Origin of the sequence: Rhizobium giardinii bv. giardinii H152 (assembly GCF_000379605.1) — a bacterium.
Taxonomy (GTDB): Bacteria; Pseudomonadota; Alphaproteobacteria; order Rhizobiales; family Rhizobiaceae; genus Pararhizobium; species Pararhizobium giardinii.
The window spans coordinates 54,720-73,580 of record NZ_KB902657.1; the positions used below are offsets into that span (position 1 = coordinate 54,720).

Consider the following 18,861-nt stretch of genomic DNA (forward strand, 5'->3'; position numbering starts at 1 on the left):
TTTCTGTCAAGTATCTAAAGATTGCGGGGATTAGAAAATGATCGAGAGCAAAGACAAGCGTCCTGGTTCCACCATGAAAACGATCGATAAAGCCATGTTTTTACTTGGCTTTTTCGCACCTGAAACGCCTGAATATCGACTTAGCGATCTTGCGCGCGCAGCTGACATGGACAAGGTCACAACGATGCGGATCCTCGCTTCGCTTGTTGCCAGTGGTTTTGTGGAACAGCACCCGGAGACCCGGCGCTACCGTCTGGGCACCGCAGTCCTGCGGCTCGCCCGCATCCGTGAGGCGAGTTTTCCGGTGATTGCGGTACTACAGCCGATACTTGAGACCCTAACGGGAGAGGTCGGGGAATCGACGCATGCATGCTTATTCTCCGGCAAGGGCATGACGACAATCGCTATTGCCGAGCCGCACCGATCTACGAGAGTATTTATTGATCCGGCGCAGCCTCTTCCCATCCACGCCACAGCTTCCGGCCTGGTGTTTCTGGCCTACGCAGACGATGCGATCGTCAATGAAGCGCTGCGGCGCCTCAATGTACCGACAACCTATACCGATAGCACCGTCAAGTCTGAGACTGAGCTTCGACAGCGGCTTGAGGAGATACGGAAGAACGGCTGCGCCATCTCCAGCAGGAGTTTTGAAAATGACGTCACTGGTATCGCCGCTCCAATTTTCAATTGGCACGGCAAGATCCAGGCGACGATCTCAGCGGCATGCATCTCCACGCGCATGACACCAGAGCTGGAACGCGAAATTGAGGGCGTTGTGCTGCGGGCATCGGTCACGGCAACCCGGGCAATGGGTGGAGAGCCGCCGAATACCTTTCTCATGAAGATCAAGGAGAACGCGTAAATGACGCGAAGAGCACTGGTGCTGGACTTTGGAGGGGTGATCTCGAAAACCCTCTTCGAGACGCATGACCTGAGCGAAAGGGCGCTCGACCTTGCCGCTGGTACTTTGACCTGGCGTGGCCCTTTTGACGTCGACACGGATCCGCCCTGGCGCGACATGCAGGCCGGCGTCATCACCGAGCGCGACTATTGGACCACGCGCGCTCGCGAGACCGGAAGGCTTGTGGGCAAGGATTGGGACACACTGCCGCCCTTCCTGACCGCCGTTCGCGGCAACGATCCATCGGAAGTCATCCGTCCCGAAGCGCTTGAAGCGATCGGCGCAGCAAAGCGTGCGGGCCATCGATTGGCCATTCTATCCAATGAACTCGATCTCTTCTATGGCAAGGAGTTCCGCGCCAAGCTGCCGTTCCTCGCCGATTTCGACCTGATCGTCGATGCCACATATACCGAGATCCTGAAGCCCGATCCACGCGCTTTCGCCTTTATTACCAACGGCCTGTCAATAGACGCCGGCGACTGCGTTTTCGTCGACGATCAGTTGAAGAACATCCGTGGCGGCGAGGCTATTGGGATGTCCTGCGTGCATTTCGATGTAACCCGCCCAGGCGCTAGCTATGAGCGCGCTCTCTCGCTTCTTTCCGCCTGAACAAAACCGATTCCAAGGAGTACGATACGATGGCCGATAGCAACTTCCTGACCGAGCACAACGCCCGCCATGTCTGGCATCCAATGGCACATCCAGCAGAAATGCGGGCCAATCCTCCGACGATCATAACTGGTGGGGAAGGGGCGGAAATCATTGATATAGACGGCAAACGGTTGCTCGATGGCGTGGGAGGCCTCTGGAATGTCAACCTCGGCTATTCCTGCGATGCGGTCAAACATGCGATCACGACGCAACTGAACGAGTTGCCGTATTACTCAGCTTTCCGCGGCACCACCAACGGGCCTTTAATAGAACTATCCGTAGCTCTTGCCGAATTTTTCGGCCCCGATGGCATGGTACGCAGCTTCTTTACATCGGGTGGATCCGACAGCGTTGAAACAGCGCTTCGCCTTGCCCGGCAGTTCCACAAAATCAATGGCCAACCGGAGCGGACGAAATTTGTATCGTTAAAGAAAGGCTATCACGGCACACATTTTGGCGGGGCGAGTGTCAATGGAAATCAAAATTTCCGTCGCGCCTATGAGCCGCTCCTACCGGGCACTATCCATCTGGCAGCACCGTATGCCTATCGTAACCCATTCAATACCGATGACCCGAAGCTGATCGCAGACGCCATTATCCGGCAGTTCGCCGACGAGATCGCCTTCAATGGCGCGGACACTATTGCTGCCCTCATCATGGAGCCAGTACTTGGCGCCGGAGGCGTCATCGTTCCACATGAGAGTCTGATGCCTGGGCTGCGCACGCTCTGTGACAAAAACGGGATCCTGCTAATCGCCGATGAGGTCATCACTGCCTTCGGCCGCACCGGTGCGTGGTCTGGAAGTCGGCTCTGGGGCGTTCAGCCGGACATGATGTGCTCGGCGAAGGCCATCACCAATGGCTACTTCCCTTTCGGTGCTGTCATGATCGGCAGTCGCATCGCGGACGCTTTCGAAGCTGACCGTACAGCCATGGGGAGCATCGGTCATGGCTATACCTACTCCGGTCACCCTGTTGGAGCAGCAGCTGCCCTCGCCTGCCTTACCGAAACGATCAAGCAGGATCTGCCCACGAATGCAGCAGCGCGCGGTGTGGAATTGCTCGATGGCCTGAATGATCTGCAGGCTCGTCACCCGATCATCGGCGATGTACGCGGCAAGGGTCTGATGTGCGCGCTCGAATTGGTTGCCAACAGGGACGATAAGACGCCGGCCGGGAAAGATGTCGTGGGCAAGGTCTATCAGGGCGCCTATGACGCCGGCGTGATGATCCGCACGTCGGGCAACAACATCATCCTGTCGCCGACGCTGATCATTTCAAAGGCCGATGTCGCGCGCATTCTTGACGCTCTCGATGCGGGACTGAAGTCCGCGCACAACTGATATTGTTCGGAGATCGGGAGGCTGGACCTCCCGGTCGCCAGGCTATCAAAGGAATTCTAAGTGGCCGCACGCCACGGAAAACAAGGCTTCGAAATTAAGCCATAGGAGCACGAGCCTGGTCTAAGAGACAAACGCAACGCAAGCCGCAGCAGGCGATCGCCGTTGAATTCAGCCTGCCAGCTCCGCTAGACCGGCGAACAGGACAAGCGCCTGCGGATTAGCAAGCGCTTCTTGATTCTTGACTGGCCGCCCATGCACAACCTCACGCACCGCAAGCTCGACCACCTTGCCGGTCTTGGTCATCGGAATATCGGCAACGCCGATAATCTTTGCTGGCACGTGCCGTGGTGAAGCCCCCGTTCGGATCTTCTGCTTGATTTTTTGTGTCAGGGCCGCGTCGATCGTCACGCCGCTGCGGAGCTTGACGAAGAGGACCACGCGAACGTCGTTGTCCCAATCCTGGCCGATGCAGACGGCGCTTTCGATCTCGGTCATCCGCTCCAGCTGGTTGTAAATCTCGGCCGTGCCAATCCGGACACCGCCGGGGTTCAGCGTTGCATCCGAGCGACCATGGATCACGATGCCGCCATGGCCGGTCCATTCCGCAAAATCCCCATGGCACCAGTTATCTTCGAAGCGCTCGAAATATGCAGAGCGGAAGCGCGAGCGGTCCGGGTCGTTCCAGAAGCCGATTGGCATCGCAGGGAATGCACAGGTGCAAACCAGTTCGCCTTTGCCGCTCAGCAGCGGCTGGCCGAGGTCGTCGAAAACCTCGACTGCCATGCCCAATCCCGGCCCCTGGATTTCGCCGGACCAAACCGGCTTCACCGGATTGCCAAGCACGAAGCAGGAAACGATATCGGTGCCGCCTGACATCGAGGCGAGGCTCACGTCGGGCTTTATGTCTCGGTATACATAGTCGAAACTGGCGGGCGACAAGGGCGAGCCGGTTGACAGTACAGCTGTCAGATGGTCCAGCCGATGACTTCCACGCGGCTTTAGTTCTGCCTTGGCAAGGGCATCGAGATACTTGGCCGAGGTGCCGAAGATGGAAAACTGCTCCTCTTCGGCATAATCCCACAAGACCTTTGCATCGGGCGAAAAGGGAGAGCCATCGTATAGGCAAAGCGTGGCCCCGCTCGCCAGACCCGAAACCAGCCAGTTCCACATCATCCAGCCACAGGTCGTATAGTAGAAGAGGCGATCTCCGCCCCCGAGATTGCAATGGAACCGCTGTTCCTTCAGATGCTGGAGCAGCGTTCCCCCGGCTGAGTGGACAATGCATTTCGGCACGCCCGTCGTCCCCGATGAAAACAGGATGATCAGCGGATGGGAAAATGGCAATTGCTCGAAGACGGGTTCGCGCGCGTCATGGGAGGACATGAAAGCCTCAAGTGTGCGCCCATTCGACAGCGTAGCGGCAAGGCTTTCCGCTCCGCCACAATACTCCACGATAACGACCGGAACGCCGAGCCGTGGCTCCAGCGCCGTCACCTTCTCGCCGACATCGATGCGTTTGCCGTTATACCAGTAGCCGTCGCAGGCTAGGAATAGTTTTGGCTCGATCTGGCCGAAACGGTCCATCACACCCTGTTCGCCAAAATCAGGAGAACACGACGACCAGATGGCCCCGATCGACGCTGCCGCGAGCATGCAGGCTACCGTTTCTGGCACGTTTGGTAACATTGCGGCGATGCGGTCGCCCGGTCCGATCCCCAGTGACCGGTAGGCCTGCTGAACACGCGAGACGGTCTCGGTGAGCCTGTCCCAGCTCCAACGGCTTGCCACTTTATCTTCACCGCGAAAGATCAACGCATCGTCGACACCGCGTTTTGCGAGCAGATTTTCCGCGAAGTTCAGCCTGGCCTCTGGGAAAAACCTGTCCTCCAGAATTTTGCCGGTCTCAAGTAAAGCCGTCTCGCCCTTATGGCCCTGCACGCCACAATAGTCCCAGAGCCCCGACCAGAATGAGCCGCGCTGGCGGACGGACCATTGGTGAAAAGCGTCATGGGATGGTAGGGAAACGCCGAACCTTTCCGCGCACCAAAGCCGAAAGCGGGTGATCTCCGCTTCTTCAATGCGCGTTTCACTCGGCGTAAAATGCAGCGCCATGCTTCCCTCCATCACACGATCCCCTTCTAACACTGTCGCGGCCTTGGGGCCGCCGGCCCGTCATTTCCGTTCTACTCGCCAGCATCACGCCACCATGTCTGGATGGCAGTGCCAAACGACAGTGCAAATGACGGGCCGGATAGTAGCCAACTCACTTCGACCGACGCACCCTGTTGGTGTGGCCGCTTCCTCGCAAAGCCACCACGCCCCTGCTTCACGAGCCGATCCGACAGATAATGCCGGTAACACCGTCAGGTCGCAGCACGCACGTTTCGTGCAAGGGCGAGTGCCTCGGCGATGACGGCATGATCACCGATCTGGTTCATCAGGATGAGGATCAGACGGGCGTTCATGGCGTGGCTCTCGGCTTCCGAAAGGCCCTCATGCGCCTTGATCAAAAGCGCATAGGATTCGTCGGGCCGGTCGAAATTGGGCCTAGTCTCAAGCATCCACGACATCCTTTGCAATGGCGCGGCCAACGGCGGCGGCGACGACCTCTTCATCGAAATGCTCGAAGCGCGCGGCCACATGCTGATCCGGGCGTATAAGGTAAACAGCGCTCGTCGCATTCCCGAGATAGCGTTCGCCAAGGGCCTTGTTGTCACGGCCTGAGACCGAGAGTACGCTCAACGGGATGCCACAGGCGGAAAATGTCGTCGGAACATCGGCATCGATAGCAAGAAGGGTGAAATTGCCGCCAAGCAGGCGAAGCAACCAGTCAGCGCCGATAGGCGCGTCCGGGCAGGGGCTCCCGGGTCGCGTTCGGGCAGGAAAGCTCGCCACGTCAGGACCATTTAGTGGAGAACCATCGTAGGTACAAGGCATGGACAGACGACCGGAGTTGACGACCGTTCGCGCGAAGGGAACAGTCTCGGCGAGCTGGAGCACGGCGTCGCGGAAAAGCTTTGAAATGGCTGATTTCGGGGTAATGAAATCCGTCGCCCGCGTCGAGTTCGCGATATTCTCGTCCGCTCCGTAGACCCGCTCGCTGTCGTAGCTATCGAGCAGCGTATCAGGCGCAAGTCCCTGCACCACGAGGGCAAGCTTCCAGCCGAGATTGTCGGCGTCCTGCATGCCTGAATTCGCGCCGCGTGCGCCAAAGGGCGACACCTGATGCGCCGAGTCCCCAGCAAAGAGAACCGGCCCGTTGCGGAACTTCTCCATGCGGCGACACTGGAATGTATAGATCGAGCACCAGTCCAGCTCGTAGTCCACATCTGGCCCGAGCATTGCGCTCACGCGCGCTCTGATATTCTCCGGCTTGAGTTCCTTTTGCCGATCGATATTCCAGCCAAGCTGGAAATCGATGCGCCAGATGTCATCGGGTTGCTTGTGAAGAAGGGCGCTGTCACCCGACTTGAAATGCGGCTCGAACCAGAACCAGCGCTCGGTCGGAAAATTCGCCTTCATCTTTACGTCGGCAATCAGGAAGTTGTCCTCGAACACGCGTCCGTCAAAGCCATGACCCAGCATGGAACGTATGGGAGAGCGAGCGCCATCACATGCGACTAGCCAATCCGCCTCCAACACATAAGGACCGTCCGGTGTCATAACATCGATCGTTACGTGATCCTCATGCCGCACCACGGCGTCGATACGGTTGCTGCCGCGAATCTCAATTGGCGCGCCCTGGCTCTGCGCCTTGACGATGGCCTCATGGAGGAACTTCTCAAACAGCGGCTGCTGGAGATTGATAAAGGCGGGAAAGGCATGACCGTCTTCCGGCAACAAATTGAACTCATAGAGCAGCCTGTTGTCGTGAAAGACCTTTCCAATGTTCCATTGCACGCCTTTCGCCAGCATAGACACACCCGCGCCAAGGCGATCGCATATTTCCAGCGTTCGTTTGGCAAAGCAGATGGCCCGGCTGCCGAGCCCCACTCCCTCCTGGTCGTCACAAACGAGAACCGGAACGCCGCGCAGGCCAAGATCGAGTGCGGTTGCAAGCCCCACTGGCCCGCCGCCAGCGACGACCACCTTGTGCCTGATCGGCGTTACGGCGGTCTGGTCCGGTGACTTGACGTAAGGATACAGGCGGAACGCTAGCGGGTAGCGCTCCGTGACGGGAGTTCTCATGATCCCTCCTCCGGGAAACGGTTAGCCTTGAAGGTCTGCCCACATCTGCATGTCGCGCTCGGCTGTCCAGATACGCGGATGGTCGATACCGCGCGCCTCGTCATAGGCCCGCGCCACATTGAACGGCAGGCAATGTTCGTAGATGGCATAATCCTTGAACTTCGGATCGCACTCGGAACGCACAGCGTCCCATGCCTCGCGGAGCGAGCCCCCACGTGCGGCAATGCGCACCACCGGCTTGTAGGTTGAGTCCACGAAATCCCTGGTTCGGTCGAGGGCGCCATTCACTGCATCGCGGCCGATCACTGCATCGCCGCGGCCCGGTGCGATGGCCGCGAGGTCATAGGCGCGGATTGCCTCCAGGGTCGCACCCCATTCGGCAAAATGCCCGTCGCCGCAATAGCAGGCCGAATGCGCCTCGACGATATCGCCCGTGAACATGACATTCTGGTCTGGCACGTGAATGACGGCATCGCCGGCAGTATGAGCGCGGCCGACTTGCATGATATCGACGCGGCGCTTACCCAGAAAAACAGACATCTTGCCGTTGAAGGTCGTTGTAGGCCAAGTCAGACCCGGAATGGACTCATGACCCTGGAACAGGCGTGGAAAGCGCTGAAATTCACTTTCCCAATCCTCCTGCCCGCGCTCGACCACCATCTTACGCGCAGCTTCCGACATGATTACCTGGCCGGCGTTGAAGGCACTGGCCCCGAGCACCCGCACCGCATGATAGTGCGTCAGCACAACATGGCTGATCGGCTTGTCGGTGACCGTGCGGACGCAGTCGATGACCTTTTGCGCCAGACGCGGCGTGGCCTGAGCTTCAACGATCATCACGCTTTCATCACCGATGATGACGCCCGAATTAGGATCGCCTTCGGCGGTAAAGGCATAGAGACCCTCCCCGACTTCTGTGAAGCTGATCTTCTTGTCGGCGAGGTCGCCTTGCGAAGCAAATGCTTTGGCCATGGAACTATCCTTGTCGTGAGTAAGGGTCAGCGAGTGCGGGAAGAATGCGTCCCGTACACTCACCAAAACCGATGATGTAGCCGTTACCCTTTGCACCTCCGCGCAGGGTGATGATGTCGTTGTCCTGAAGGAAGGTGCGCGTCTCTCCGTTCTCAAGCGTGAGGGGTTCCTTGCCACCCCAACTGAGCTCGAGCAGGGAGCCGCGATTTTCCTTCAGCGGTCCGGAAATCGTACCGGAGCCGAGAAGATCGCCGGTATTCATCGGGCAGCCAGCGGTTGTATGATGGGCGAGCTGCTGTGCTGCCGAGTAATACATTTCCCGGTAACTGGTGCGGCTGAGGATCGTTTCGGCGGCATCTTCAGGCGTAAGGCCGACTTCGAGGTCGATATCGTAAAGCAGCGGCCCCGGTTCCGCCAGATGTGGCAGAAGCGGCACTTCACGTACCGGTGTCGAGATGCGGAAAGGCTCAAGGGCCGACTTCATCACGATCCAGGGCGAGATTGTCGTGGCAGTCGCCTTCGATTGGAATGGTCCGAGCGGCTGATACTCCCATGCTTGGATGTCACGCGCCGACCAATCGTTCAGGAGCACGTATCCAAAAATCATCGCATCCGCTTCGGCCACGGTGACGGGTTGCCCACTTTTAGAGGGCAGGCCAACCACCGCGCCAATTTCCAGTTCGATATCGAAGCGCTGCGACGGAGCAAATCGCGGCACCACATCATCGGGGCCTTTTAATTGTCCCCAAGGACGACGCACGTCAGTGCCAGAGACCACCACCGACGAGGCGCGGCCATTATAGCCGATCGGAATATGCAGCCAGTTGGGCGGCAGCGCGTTTTCCGCCCCTCGAAACATAGTGCCCACGTTGAAGGCATGATGCCGGCCCGCATAGAAATCGGTGTACTCGACGACCTGGAATGGCAGATGCAACTTGGCCCCTGCAAGCGGCGCCAAATGGGCCGCGACCGCGCCCTGACGCGCGGCGCCCTCTTGGAGAAGTTCAGTCAGTTGCAACCGCAGTGCGTCCCAGACTGCGGGACCGGCCGCCATCACGCTATTCCACCGGGGCTGATCGAGAATCGGCCCCCCGTCCAGGCTGATCAAGCCCGTCTTCTCCAGTGCCGTCACATCAAGAATCCGATTGCCTATGGCTACGCCGCAATGTCTTGCACCGTCCGCGGTGGAAAAGACGCCGCACGGCAGATTGTTGAGCGGGAAAGGACATCCCGCATCGTTGGCGCCTTCGACCCAGCTGCGTTTCAGCGGCATTTTGAAAATCCATTTTTAAGGAGGTGTACGTCAACCTGTGGGCTGCTTACGGCTTTATGCCCGGAGTGCCGTCGAACTTCTTCTCCAGACTGTCCCAGCAGTCGATATAATCGTCCTGCATCGGCGCGTCCTTGGCCGCCCATTCCGTAAGGTGCTGAGGGAAGCGCGTCTCAAACATGAAGCTCATGGTCTCCGACTGGAACTGCGGAACCATCGGCTCGTTCGAAGCATGCTCGAATGCATTGCGGTCGGGTCCGTGCGGGAGCATGCAATTGTGGAGGCTCATGCCACCAGGCGCAAAGCCCTGTGGCTTGGCATCATACACCCCGTAGATGTTGCCCATCAGCTCGGACATGATGTTCTTATGGTACCACGGCGGGCGGAAGGAATGCTCGGCCACCATCCAGCGTTCGCGAAACAGAACGAAATCGATGTTGGCGGTTCCCTCCTGCCCGGATGGCGCCGTCAGCACCGTGAAAATGGATGGGTCGGGATGGTCAAACAGGATTGCGCCGACGGGCGAATAGGTGCGCAGATCGTACTTGTATGCACAGTAATTGCCGTGCCATGCGACGATATCGAGCGGGGAGTGACCGATGTTGGTCTCATGAAACTGACCGCACCATTTCAGGATTACGCGTGAAGCCGCCTCGCGATCCTCGAATGTGGCGACCGGGCACTTGAAATCCCGTGGATTGGCCATGCAGTTGGCTCCGATCGGTCCGCGATTGGGCAGATCGAACTTCTGACCATAATTCTCGCAGACGAACCCGCGGCAAGGCCCTTCCAGAACCTCGACGCGATAGACCAGACCGCGTGGCAGGATGGCGATTTCCTTCGGCTCAAGATCGATCACCCCCAGCTCCGTATAGAAGCGAAGCCTGCCTTCCTGCGGTACCACGAGGAGTTCGCCATCGGCAGAGTAGAAATATTCGTCGATCATCGAGTCTGTCACGAGATAGACATGGCTCGCCATGCCGGTCTGCGTGTTCACATCGCCGGCGGTCGTCACCGTTTTCATGCCAGTCACCCAGGTCAGCCTTTCAGCGGCATGCGGGATTGGATCCCAACGATACTGACCCAATGAGACCACGTCAGGCAGAACATGTGGAGCAGACTTCCAATGTGGGATGTCGATCTTCGCAAAGCGCCCGGTGTGCTTGACTGAAGGGCGTATGCGGTAGCACCAGGTACGCTCGTTCTGCCCTCGCGGAGCGGTGAAGGCAGTCCCGGATAGCTGCTCTGCATAGAGGCCGTAGCTGCATTTTTGCGGCGAATTCTGCCCCTGAGGGAGCGCGCCGGGCAACGCTTCGGTCTCAAAATCATTTCCGAACCCGGGCATGTAACCATCATGGGGGCCCGTATTTGTGAGTGCTCGGGTCATGCCTGGGGCAAGCGGATGGTGGTGCATCGTTTCCTCCTGAAGGAGCAGGTCTTTTGATCGATCAAATAACTAGTTGCATTCACAACTTTGTCAAGATAAAGTTTGATGGATGGTAAGGCAGGAGCGGTGATGCAGGCGATTCTTCATGACTACTGGCGGTCTTCAGCGTCCTACAGGGTGCGGATCGGCCTAAATTTGCTTGGATTGCCCTATCGAAGCGTATCCGTTGATTTGCTTGGGGGCGATCAGCGGGGCGCCGACTATCTCGCTCGCAACCCTCAGGGGCTTGTGCCCGCGCTCGAAATTGACGGCGTCATCCTAACGCAATCACTTGCCATTCTTGAGTATCTCAACGAGACGCATGCCGCCGGTTGGCTTGGCTCGGCCTCACTGGAGAAGGCGCGTATCCGGGCGCTGGCATATGCGATAGCAATGGAGGTTCACCCGGTCTGCAATCTCCGCGTCGCGCGTTATGCAGTTTCGCTTGGCGGAACGACTCTTGAAGACTGGATGAAGCATTTTATCCGTGATGGTCTTGCCGATTTCGAAGCCATGCTTGCCCAGAACAGACGCCCAAGCCAATACTGCCACGGCGGCGTGGTTAGCCTTGCCGATATCTGCCTTGTTCCGCAGGTCTACAACGCGACGCGCTGGAACGTGGATATGGCTGAGTTCCCAAAAACTGCGGCTATCGCCGCGCGGCTAGAAATACTAGAGGCATTTGCTGACGCCCATCCAGACAGGGCAAGTCCCCAATCGTGACTTGTTCCGAATCCTGTGGCACGTTAGGGCGGCAGGACAATGGAAGTCGGAATGGCAGAGCACGATACGGACCCTGAATTCGATCTAGAGCAGTTTCTCCCCTATCTGCTCAATCAGGCGGCGGAAGCGACCTCGCGCTCATTTCAGGCGGTCTATGTTGATCTTTACGGGATGACACGCACGCAGTGGCGCGTCATGGCCAACCTTGGCAAGTTCGGCGCGATGACGGCAAAAGACATCTGCGACATCTCTCATATTGAAAAGAGCAAAGTTAGCCGAGCCGTTTCCACGCTTGAGTCGGGAGGTCTTCTCCTGCGAACGCCAAGCAAGGATGACCGACGGGCAGAATTTCTCAGTCTTACTGAGCAGGGAATGACTGTGTTCCGCGATCTTGGCCATCGCGCAAACGAGTATGATAGAAAATTGCGGGCAGACCTTGGGGAGCAGATTTCTGCCGAACTTATCCATTTGCTGGGGATGCTGATGAAGCGTTGACGGCTACCCAACGCCCTCACTAAGCGCCATACGTTAGCACGCGACTTCAGGTGCCTTCACCATTGTGGGCTGCCGCAATAGCTTTCAAACGGGAGAAAAAGGCGTCCTTTGTGGTTTGATCAAACCGATGTAGTCCCAGAAGGTCAAGCAGGACCAGACCTTCACATGCCATCCAGGCCACCAACGCGTCGGTGGCGATAGGCCCGTCAAGTTGCATGAGATTTCCATAGCGTTGGTAGGCCTGCCTCACTGGCTCAAGCAACTTGGGATCTTCCGCCCTCGCCACGGCAACAGCCTCGAGATATGATGGCGCTTGCGGGTCGCTCTGCTCCCAGGTCTCAATGTAGGCAGACAAGGCATCACCGGTCGTCTTAGACTGGATCTCGTCAAAACGACGATCCCATTCCTGGCACATTGAACGTAGCAGCTCTTCCAAAAGCGTTAGCTTGTTGGGAAAGGTGTGGAGCACGGCGCCCTTTGTCGATCCGATGACCTCTGCAACCGCCTCCAATGTCACACGGCCGGCGCCACGGTGCAGGGCAATGTCTCGTGCTGCTGCAATCATCTGCTCACGAGTAAACTTTCTTCTTGCCAAAATGTAGCCCCCTTGATACATACCTTCCAGAAGGTATGTATGTTTCGTACCAGCTATTGGACTTCTGATCTAGCGTCGCGTCCCTGTAATGTCACCAGTTCAAGTCCAATTTCACCTGCGGTCGCGTAGCGCACCAACGGATGAAACCACTATAAAACAAATGGAGGGGTTCATGGCATCTGCAGAGACAGGAGTTGCGGAATGGAGAGAGGGGCACTCGCTTCCCCAGTCTTTTTACACATCCGGAATGACATTTAACGCTGATATGGAAATGCTCTCGACCAGCCAATGGCTGCTTGTCGACCACGAGAGCCGGATTGCGAAACCTGGCGACTATTTTCTTTTCGAATTTGGCGCCGAAAGCGTGATCGTCATCCGCAATCGCAGCGGCGACGTCAATGCGTTCTTTAATGTCTGCCGCCATCGCGGATCACGGATCTGTCTGGAGAATGAAGGCAATAAGCGCGTTTTGACTTGCCCCTATCATTCATGGAGTTACGACCTGAACGGCAAGCTTCGCGGTGCTCATCTCATGCCGTCGGATTTCGATCCGACAAATGTCGCTTTGGCGCCAGCTCATGTTCGAGTGTTCGAAGGCCTCATCTTCCTGAACTTCATGAAAGGGACTCCCCCTGACTTTGACGCCTTCTGCGCTCCCTTCGGCGCGCTTTTGCGCGGACAAGGTCTGGCGTCCGCGAAGATAGCGGCGCGAAAACTTTATCCGACAGCCGCCAACTGGAAGCTCGTCGTCGAGAATTTCTTTGAATGCTACCACTGCAACTCCGCTCACCCGACCTACTGCTCGGTCCATGACAAGATGAAAATGCTTGCATTCGGCGCAGGCGCGGGATCAGGAGACGATCAGGACACAATTCTCTACCAAGAAAAGCTGAAACGCTGGGAGGAGCATTCCGAGGGTCTGGGCTATCCGGTCGGCATGTTCGCAGACAATGCGGAGAGCGTCTACTTCCGGTCCGGCAATCGTCTGCCAATTGCGGATGATGCCAAAACTGAAAGCCTGGATGGAAAGCCTCTTGCTCCCTTAATGACCGAATTTGGTGTTTTCGACGGCGGTCAAACAGGATGCGTTTTCAATCCAATAGGCACCGTCCTCGTCAACAACGATCACGCAGTGATCTTTCACTTCATCCCGAAGTCGGCTCACCAGACCGATGTCGAGGCAATATGGCTGGTCGCTCCGCACGCGGTGGAAGGACAGGACTATCAGCCAGCCGATCTGATGAGGGTCTGGGACGTAACACTTGGCGAAGACAAGACGATCACCGAAAACAATCAGCTGGGGGTGAACTCCGCGCGATACCAGCCCGGCCGCTACTCCACCCAGGAACGCCGGATCGCTGAGTTTGCAAAGTGGTACATGGAAGCGGTGTCGGCCAGGCCGCAGGCACTCTGATTAATGTGCGAGAGAGTGATCGTGATGGGTCCTTTCCAGAACCCGTTACGATCCCTTCGCTATACCACGATAGACGATCACTGGCTGTCGGGCTTACGAGGAGGAAACGTATGAACGAGCATTGGATCGAGGTAGTCGTTGTCGGTATTCGACAGGAGACAGAGCGCGTGAAAACTTTCACGCTTACCTCGAAGGAGTGGACTCTTCCCACCTGGAGCGCAGGAGCGCATATTCAGGTTCGCTTGCCATCCGGCACGGTCCGGCAGTACTCCCTGATGCGGTCGCGGACTCCAAACTCGTACGACATCGCCGTTCTCCATGAGGCCTCCGGACGTGGAGGCTCGAAAGAAATGCATGCGCTCACCGAGGGCGCTAGGCTATTTATCTCAAAGCCTGCCAACCATTTTTCTCTGGTGGAAGATGGGGCCTCGCATGTACTTATCGCAGGCGGCATCGGTATCACCCCGATCATCTCAATGGCTCGGGAACTCCACCAGCAGGGAAGAGACTGGCGCCTGATATACTGCTCCCGGACGCGCGAACAGGCTGCACTGGTTGAAGAAGTCGAACAACTCGGTGACGGGAACACAACGTTCATCTTTGATAATGGCGACCCGAGCCAAGGACTGGACATACAATTACTATTCAACAGCTTGGAAACCGACGCACATGTGTATGTTTGTGGGCCGCGCGGCCTAATCGATGCTGTCTCCGCAACCGGCAAGGCGCGCGGATGGGCGCAAGCTAATCTTCATTGGGAGGTCTTCGCCCCTTCATCTCAGAATGACGACCGCGTCGGGGCGACGAACAACTTGTTTCAAGTAGAGCTTCGTAGATCAGGTCTTTTCCTCGAAGTACCGCCTTCGGATTCGGTGCTGGACGTCGTTCGCAGAGCCGGCATACAAGTTGAAAGCGCCTGTCAGAAAGGCTATTGCGGCACCTGCCTGACAGCTGTTCTGGAGGGTGTGCCCGACCACCGAGACGACGATCTACTTTCCGATGACGAGCGGGCGAGCAATAGGATCATGACGATCTGCTGTTCACGTTCTTGTACACCCAAACTCGTCCTCGATTTGTGACTGTGCTGGAATCCGCTATCGCAACCCTACATAGCCTGACAATCATGTCTAGAAGCCCGAGCTATTTGAACCCACAGTCAGCACTTGGTGCTTTTGTGGTTCCCGCACCTAAAGCAATACGTCTCTGAACGATTATCAGAGCAGATCATGTAGTAGGGCGAGCTCCCGTAAAACCCTCACCGGGTATCAGGTGGCAACATCACCGCCCGCCCGAGCCAGAATATCGCGCATGACGATCTCCACCCCTCGCATCGCCACCGCTTCGACTCGCGCGGACCTGACCTTACTCCCTGTCGCTTCAGGCAAAAGCGTAGCCGCTCCCGACGAAAGGCCGACACCTATGAGTGACGATCGCGTTGACGCCATATTAGTATTTTCAGATTACACAGTAGTTGCGATAGCAACTTTACCGCCGGCGTCCGTCACTGATTTCTTGCGTGTTTCGCAGATGCGACCTGCCGCTTCAAAGAGGAATCCTATGTTTCGATCTGCAACACTCAGAAACACCTTCTCGATTGTAGGGCTAGGTTTGGTATCAACGCTTGCTGTAGCAGGCGCACTCTTCCTGACGTCCTATGAGCGCGCTTACAACCAAAGTATCGAGAAGGTCTCCACGGAGGCAAATACTGTGGCGTTTCAGGTCGAAGCCGACCTTCGCGACGCTTATAAAACTGTCTTCGACCTCAAGACGACACTCTCGCAACTGCAGAAACATGCAAATAATGAGAGCCGCGCCACCGTCAACGACATTTTGTCCGAAACGGTAGGAAACAATCCTTTGGCCTTCGCGGCTTTCACTGTCTGGAATCCAGATGCTTTCGATGGACGAGACAAGGAATTCGCCGGAAAGCCACTCCACGACCAGACCGGTCGATTGGTGCCTTATTTCTTCCGTGATGGCGCCGGGGTGGGAAGCATGGTTACGCCAGGCTACGATGACCCCCAACTAGCCGGCGTGGTAGGAGCGCTACCGCAAGGAAAGGCACTGCTTTTTGACCCCTATCTATACCCGATCGGCGACAAGAAGCTGCTAATGACGACCATCGCAATGCCGCTCCATATCAATGGCAAAACTGCGGGCTCGTTGGGTATGGATTTCGACCTGGAGACAATTGCCGCCCGCCTGGCTTCGGCAAAGCCAATGGGTGTTGGCAGCGTCATGCTGATATCTGCTGGTAAGACGTTTATCGTCAATTCAGATGCGGCACTCCTGACAAAACCGCTGACCGATGACACCAAAAATGGCCAATCCCTGGATGCTTTGGTATCAACAGAGACCGGTTATGCCGAAACATTTGGACAGGGCGGCGCTCCAGACATTTCCGTTTCCAAGCGGATCACCCCTTTCGAGGGCGCGACTATGTATGTCATCGTCTCAGTGCCAAAATCAGTGGTTCTGGCTGATCTGGATCGGATGATCATCACCTCTACTGCGACAATCGTAGCGTGTGCGATTGTCATGTGCCTTGCCGGCTGGTTCGTCGCGAGCCGCTTCAGCAGGCGCATCGCTGGTGCCATCAGCCAGACTACTGAATTGGCGCGAGGCAATTTTGACGTGGCCTTGTCTGACACCGCAACGAACGATGAAATCGGCGACCTTGCGCGCGCACTGGAGATCCTGCGCAATGCCGGAAGGCGCAAGATCGAACTCGAACGCGAGACAGAACTGTCTCGTGAGCAACAGGAAGCCGAACGGATTGAACGTGCGCGCATTTCTGAAGCACAGGAAGCTGAGGTGGAGTTTGCAGTCCACGAACTCGCAGAGGGCCTGAAGAGACTGTCAGGCGGCGACATGACGGTTCGCTTGGGGCAACCCTTTACCGCTTCTCTCGACCCAATCCGCCTCAATTTTAATCACTCGGTTGAAACGCTCGAAGATGCCATGCTCGCATTCTCCGAGAACGCCAACACCATTCATGGCGGATCCGAAGAGATTCGAAATGCCGCCGACAATCTGGCCCGTCGAACTGAGCAGCAGGCGGCATCCGTTGAGGAAACTGCAGCGGCGCTCGCGGAAATCACGAGTTCGGTAAAGGACTCCACGTCACGTGCCGAGACCGCTGGTAAGCGAGTTTCGCAAACCCGGGAAAGGGCGGAGCAGTCTGGTATTGTTGTCCGTCGCGCCGTCGATGCCATGGGTGCCATCGAGCGATCCGCTGGCTCCATATCGAATATCATCGGCGTAATCGACGAAATCGCTTTCCAGACCAACCTTCTCGCCCTTAACGCTGGCGTAGAGGCCGCCCGTGCTGGTGAGGCTGGTAAGGGCTTCGCTGTCGTAGCGCAGGAAGTTCGAGAGCTGGCGCAGCGCTCTGCGCAGGCAGCAAAGGAGATCAAGGCTCTCATCAACACGTCGAGCAGTCAGGTTGCGGAAGGCGTTTCACTCGTTGGACAGACCGGTGAAGAGTTGGAGACGATCGTACAAGAGGTCCAAGAGATTAATCGCCACGTGGAGGCCATTGTGGGCGCCGCGCGCGAACAGGCCAGCAGCCTTCAAGAGATCAATACCGCCGTTGGACAGATGGATCGGATGACCCAACAGAATGCTGCAATGGTCGAAGAATCCAATGCGGCGACCCACACACTTGCCAGCGAGGTCAGAGCCCTGACGAACCGCCTGGAGCAGTTCCGCATCGGGCGCAACCAGGACGCGGGTCGCATGGCGGCGTAAAGGCATACAACATGCCCTAAAGGTGCCGGCTAAATTCATCTCCAGCCGTGCCGTATTCGTCTCGGCTGGCCGCCTCACGCTCGGCAGCCGCGTCGAGATGTTAGGCCCGCACCAGACGCTGGAAGACGTGGCTCGCGACGCCAACACCATTTCCTACGAAATCCTGACCGGTCTCGGGAACCGCTACCAGCGCACCTATCGCTGACACCGTCTCTTTCAATCGAGGGCATCATGAAAATCATCGTTCTCGGCGCCGGCATCGTCGGCGTCACATCGGCCTACCAGCTTGCGCGAGCAGGCCATGAGGTCACGGTCATCGACCGCCAGTCCGGTCCGGCGCTGGAGACCAGTTTTGCCAATGCTGGCGAGGTTTCCTTCGGCTATTGCTCGCCCTGGGCAGCGCCCGACATTCCGATGAAGGCGATGAAATGGCTGTTCATGGAGCATGCTCCGCTCATCCTGCGCCCCAGGATCGACATGTCGATGCTGACCTGGATGGCGCAGATGCTGCGCAACTGCACCTCTGCCCGCTATGCGCTTAACAAAAGCCAGGGAGTTAAGTTCTATCGATCCCGATCTGGATCCGTATCTCTTTGGCCATCTCGCTGATGGAAATCTGCACATCGTGCTAAATGCGGCGGGTGCGGACATGACGCCGGAAAAGACAGCCGCCGTTGAAGCGGTGCTCTACCATGACATCGTCTGGAAAGGCGGCTCTTTCTCTGCCGAACATGGGATCGGCACGAAAAGAGTTCATTCGCTTAGCGAGATGGCAGACCCAGGAAAACTGGAGCTGATGAAGCAGATCAAGAAAACACTGGATCCGGCCGCCATCCTGAACCCGGAAAAGGTGATTGCAACCACCCCAAGCCCCTAATGCGAACAAAGATTCCACAGGTGCGCCCGAGAAGGCGTCGGCTCCTGCGGACTGGAAGCTGACGCAGATATCATTGTATGCGTTTCGCAAACTCACGGTCTCCACGATCGGCCAACTTGCGGGGGGCGTCGATTCCCTTCGCCAGGTCGGCGAAGCTCCGCTTTTCATCAAGCCTTCGCAAGGGTTTGTTGAGTACGGTCTGGTTTAGGATTGAAGCCCTGCCCGATGCCGCAACAGCAAAAAGGCCGCGCTCCAG

At 57.3% G+C, this 18,861-nt stretch carries 16 protein-coding genes and 2 pseudogenes; 11 read left to right on the forward strand and 7 right to left on the reverse strand.

What is annotated here, in order from left to right:
- Positions 1–37 precede the first annotated feature (37 nt).
- Genes A3AY_RS0113995 through A3AY_RS0114005 form a run of 3 tightly spaced genes read left to right on the forward strand, consistent with a single transcriptional unit; the run spans position 38 to position 2,895 of the window.
- Complete coding sequence (locus A3AY_RS0113995) at positions 38–862, forward strand: IclR family transcriptional regulator (protein WP_018326289.1); 825 nt, start codon at positions 38–40, stop codon at positions 860–862.
- Positions 863–1,510, forward strand: a complete 648-nt coding sequence (locus tag A3AY_RS0114000) for an HAD-IA family hydrolase (RefSeq protein WP_018326290.1) — start codon at positions 863–865, stop codon at positions 1,508–1,510.
- A gap of 29 nt (positions 1,511–1,539) precedes the next feature.
- Positions 1,540–2,895, forward strand: coding sequence for an aspartate aminotransferase family protein (locus tag A3AY_RS0114005; RefSeq protein WP_018326291.1), 1,356 nt, complete (start codon positions 1,540–1,542; stop codon positions 2,893–2,895).
- 168 nt (positions 2,896–3,063) lie between these two features.
- Here the strand turns inward: A3AY_RS0114005 and A3AY_RS0114010 are convergent, their stop codons facing one another.
- The 6 genes from A3AY_RS0114010 to hmgA all read right to left on the reverse strand — a co-directional run bounded on the left by A3AY_RS0114010 (position 3,064) and on the right by hmgA (position 10,712).
- On the reverse strand, positions 3,064–5,007 hold the full coding sequence (locus A3AY_RS0114010) for an acetoacetate--CoA ligase (protein ID WP_018326292.1): 1,944 nt from the start codon (positions 5,005–5,007) through the stop codon (positions 3,064–3,066).
- 251 nt (positions 5,008–5,258) lie between these two features.
- Positions 5,259–5,456 (reverse strand): DUF2783 domain-containing protein, encoded by a 198-nt coding sequence (locus tag A3AY_RS0114015; protein ID WP_018326293.1) that lies wholly within the window; start codon positions 5,454–5,456, stop codon positions 5,259–5,261.
- Positions 5,449–7,083, reverse strand: coding sequence for an FAD-dependent oxidoreductase (locus A3AY_RS0114020; protein ID WP_018326294.1), 1,635 nt, complete (start codon positions 7,081–7,083; stop codon positions 5,449–5,451). Before A3AY_RS0114020 ends, A3AY_RS0114015 begins: the two co-directional genes overlap by 8 nt.
- Positions 7,084–7,104: 21 nt before the next feature.
- Positions 7,105–8,055, reverse strand: a complete 951-nt coding sequence (locus tag A3AY_RS0114025) for an MBL fold metallo-hydrolase (RefSeq protein WP_018326295.1) — start codon at positions 8,053–8,055, stop codon at positions 7,105–7,107.
- Between the two features lie 4 nt (positions 8,056–8,059).
- Positions 8,060–9,328 carry a fumarylacetoacetase gene (gene fahA, locus A3AY_RS0114030; RefSeq protein WP_018326296.1) on the reverse strand — a complete coding sequence of 423 codons (1,269 nt, stop codon included), beginning with the start codon at positions 9,326–9,328 and terminating at the stop codon, positions 8,060–8,062.
- Positions 9,329–9,374: 46 nt separating this feature from the next.
- Positions 9,375–10,712: a homogentisate 1,2-dioxygenase gene (gene hmgA / locus A3AY_RS0114035; RefSeq protein WP_210163017.1), complete on the reverse strand. Its 1,338-nt coding sequence runs from the start codon at positions 10,710–10,712 to the stop codon at positions 9,375–9,377.
- A 105-nt stretch (positions 10,713–10,817) separates the two neighbouring features.
- Here hmgA and maiA point away from each other — a divergent pair, with 105 nt between their 5' ends.
- Positions 10,818–11,474, forward strand: a complete 657-nt coding sequence (maiA, locus tag A3AY_RS0114040) for a maleylacetoacetate isomerase (protein ID WP_234913208.1) — start codon at positions 10,818–10,820, stop codon at positions 11,472–11,474.
- A 51-nt stretch (positions 11,475–11,525) separates the two neighbouring features.
- A complete protein-coding gene (locus tag A3AY_RS0114045) occupies positions 11,526–11,969 on the forward strand; it encodes a MarR family winged helix-turn-helix transcriptional regulator (protein ID WP_018326299.1) in 444 nt (147 codons plus the stop codon).
- A 46-nt stretch (positions 11,970–12,015) separates the two neighbouring features.
- Here A3AY_RS0114045 and A3AY_RS0114050 read toward each other — a convergent pair whose 3' ends face one another.
- Complete coding sequence (locus A3AY_RS0114050) at positions 12,016–12,564, reverse strand: TetR/AcrR family transcriptional regulator (protein ID WP_162709268.1); 549 nt, start codon at positions 12,562–12,564, stop codon at positions 12,016–12,018.
- Between the two features lie 172 nt (positions 12,565–12,736).
- On the opposite strand from A3AY_RS0114050, the gene A3AY_RS35280 reads away from it, so the two are divergent.
- From A3AY_RS35280 to A3AY_RS0114085, 6 genes and pseudogenes are all read left to right on the forward strand, one after another.
- On the forward strand, positions 12,737–13,978 hold the full coding sequence (locus A3AY_RS35280) for an aromatic ring-hydroxylating oxygenase subunit alpha (RefSeq protein WP_162709269.1): 1,242 nt from the start codon (positions 12,737–12,739) through the stop codon (positions 13,976–13,978).
- 110 nt (positions 13,979–14,088) lie between these two features.
- The gene (locus A3AY_RS0114060) at positions 14,089–15,057 is read left to right on the forward strand and encodes a PDR/VanB family oxidoreductase (protein WP_018326302.1); all 969 of its coding nucleotides are present in this window, start codon (positions 14,089–14,091) and stop codon (positions 15,055–15,057) included.
- A gap of 229 nt (positions 15,058–15,286) precedes the next feature.
- Positions 15,287–17,728: a methyl-accepting chemotaxis protein gene (locus A3AY_RS0114070; protein ID WP_245275918.1), complete on the forward strand. Its 2,442-nt coding sequence runs from the start codon at positions 15,287–15,289 to the stop codon at positions 17,726–17,728.
- Between the two features lie 49 nt (positions 17,729–17,777).
- Positions 17,778–17,933 (forward strand): annotated as a pseudogene (locus tag A3AY_RS0114075) (alanine racemase C-terminal domain-containing protein); the annotation flags it as partial.
- 26 nt (positions 17,934–17,959) lie between these two features.
- A pseudogene (locus A3AY_RS0114080) lies at positions 17,960–18,280 on the forward strand (FAD-dependent oxidoreductase); the annotation flags it as partial.
- Positions 18,261–18,605, forward strand: a complete 345-nt coding sequence (locus A3AY_RS0114085; protein ID WP_083925977.1) for an FAD-binding oxidoreductase — start codon at positions 18,261–18,263, stop codon at positions 18,603–18,605. The pseudogene A3AY_RS0114080 and the gene A3AY_RS0114085, both read left to right, overlap by 20 nt.
- Positions 18,606–18,861 lie beyond the last annotated feature (256 nt).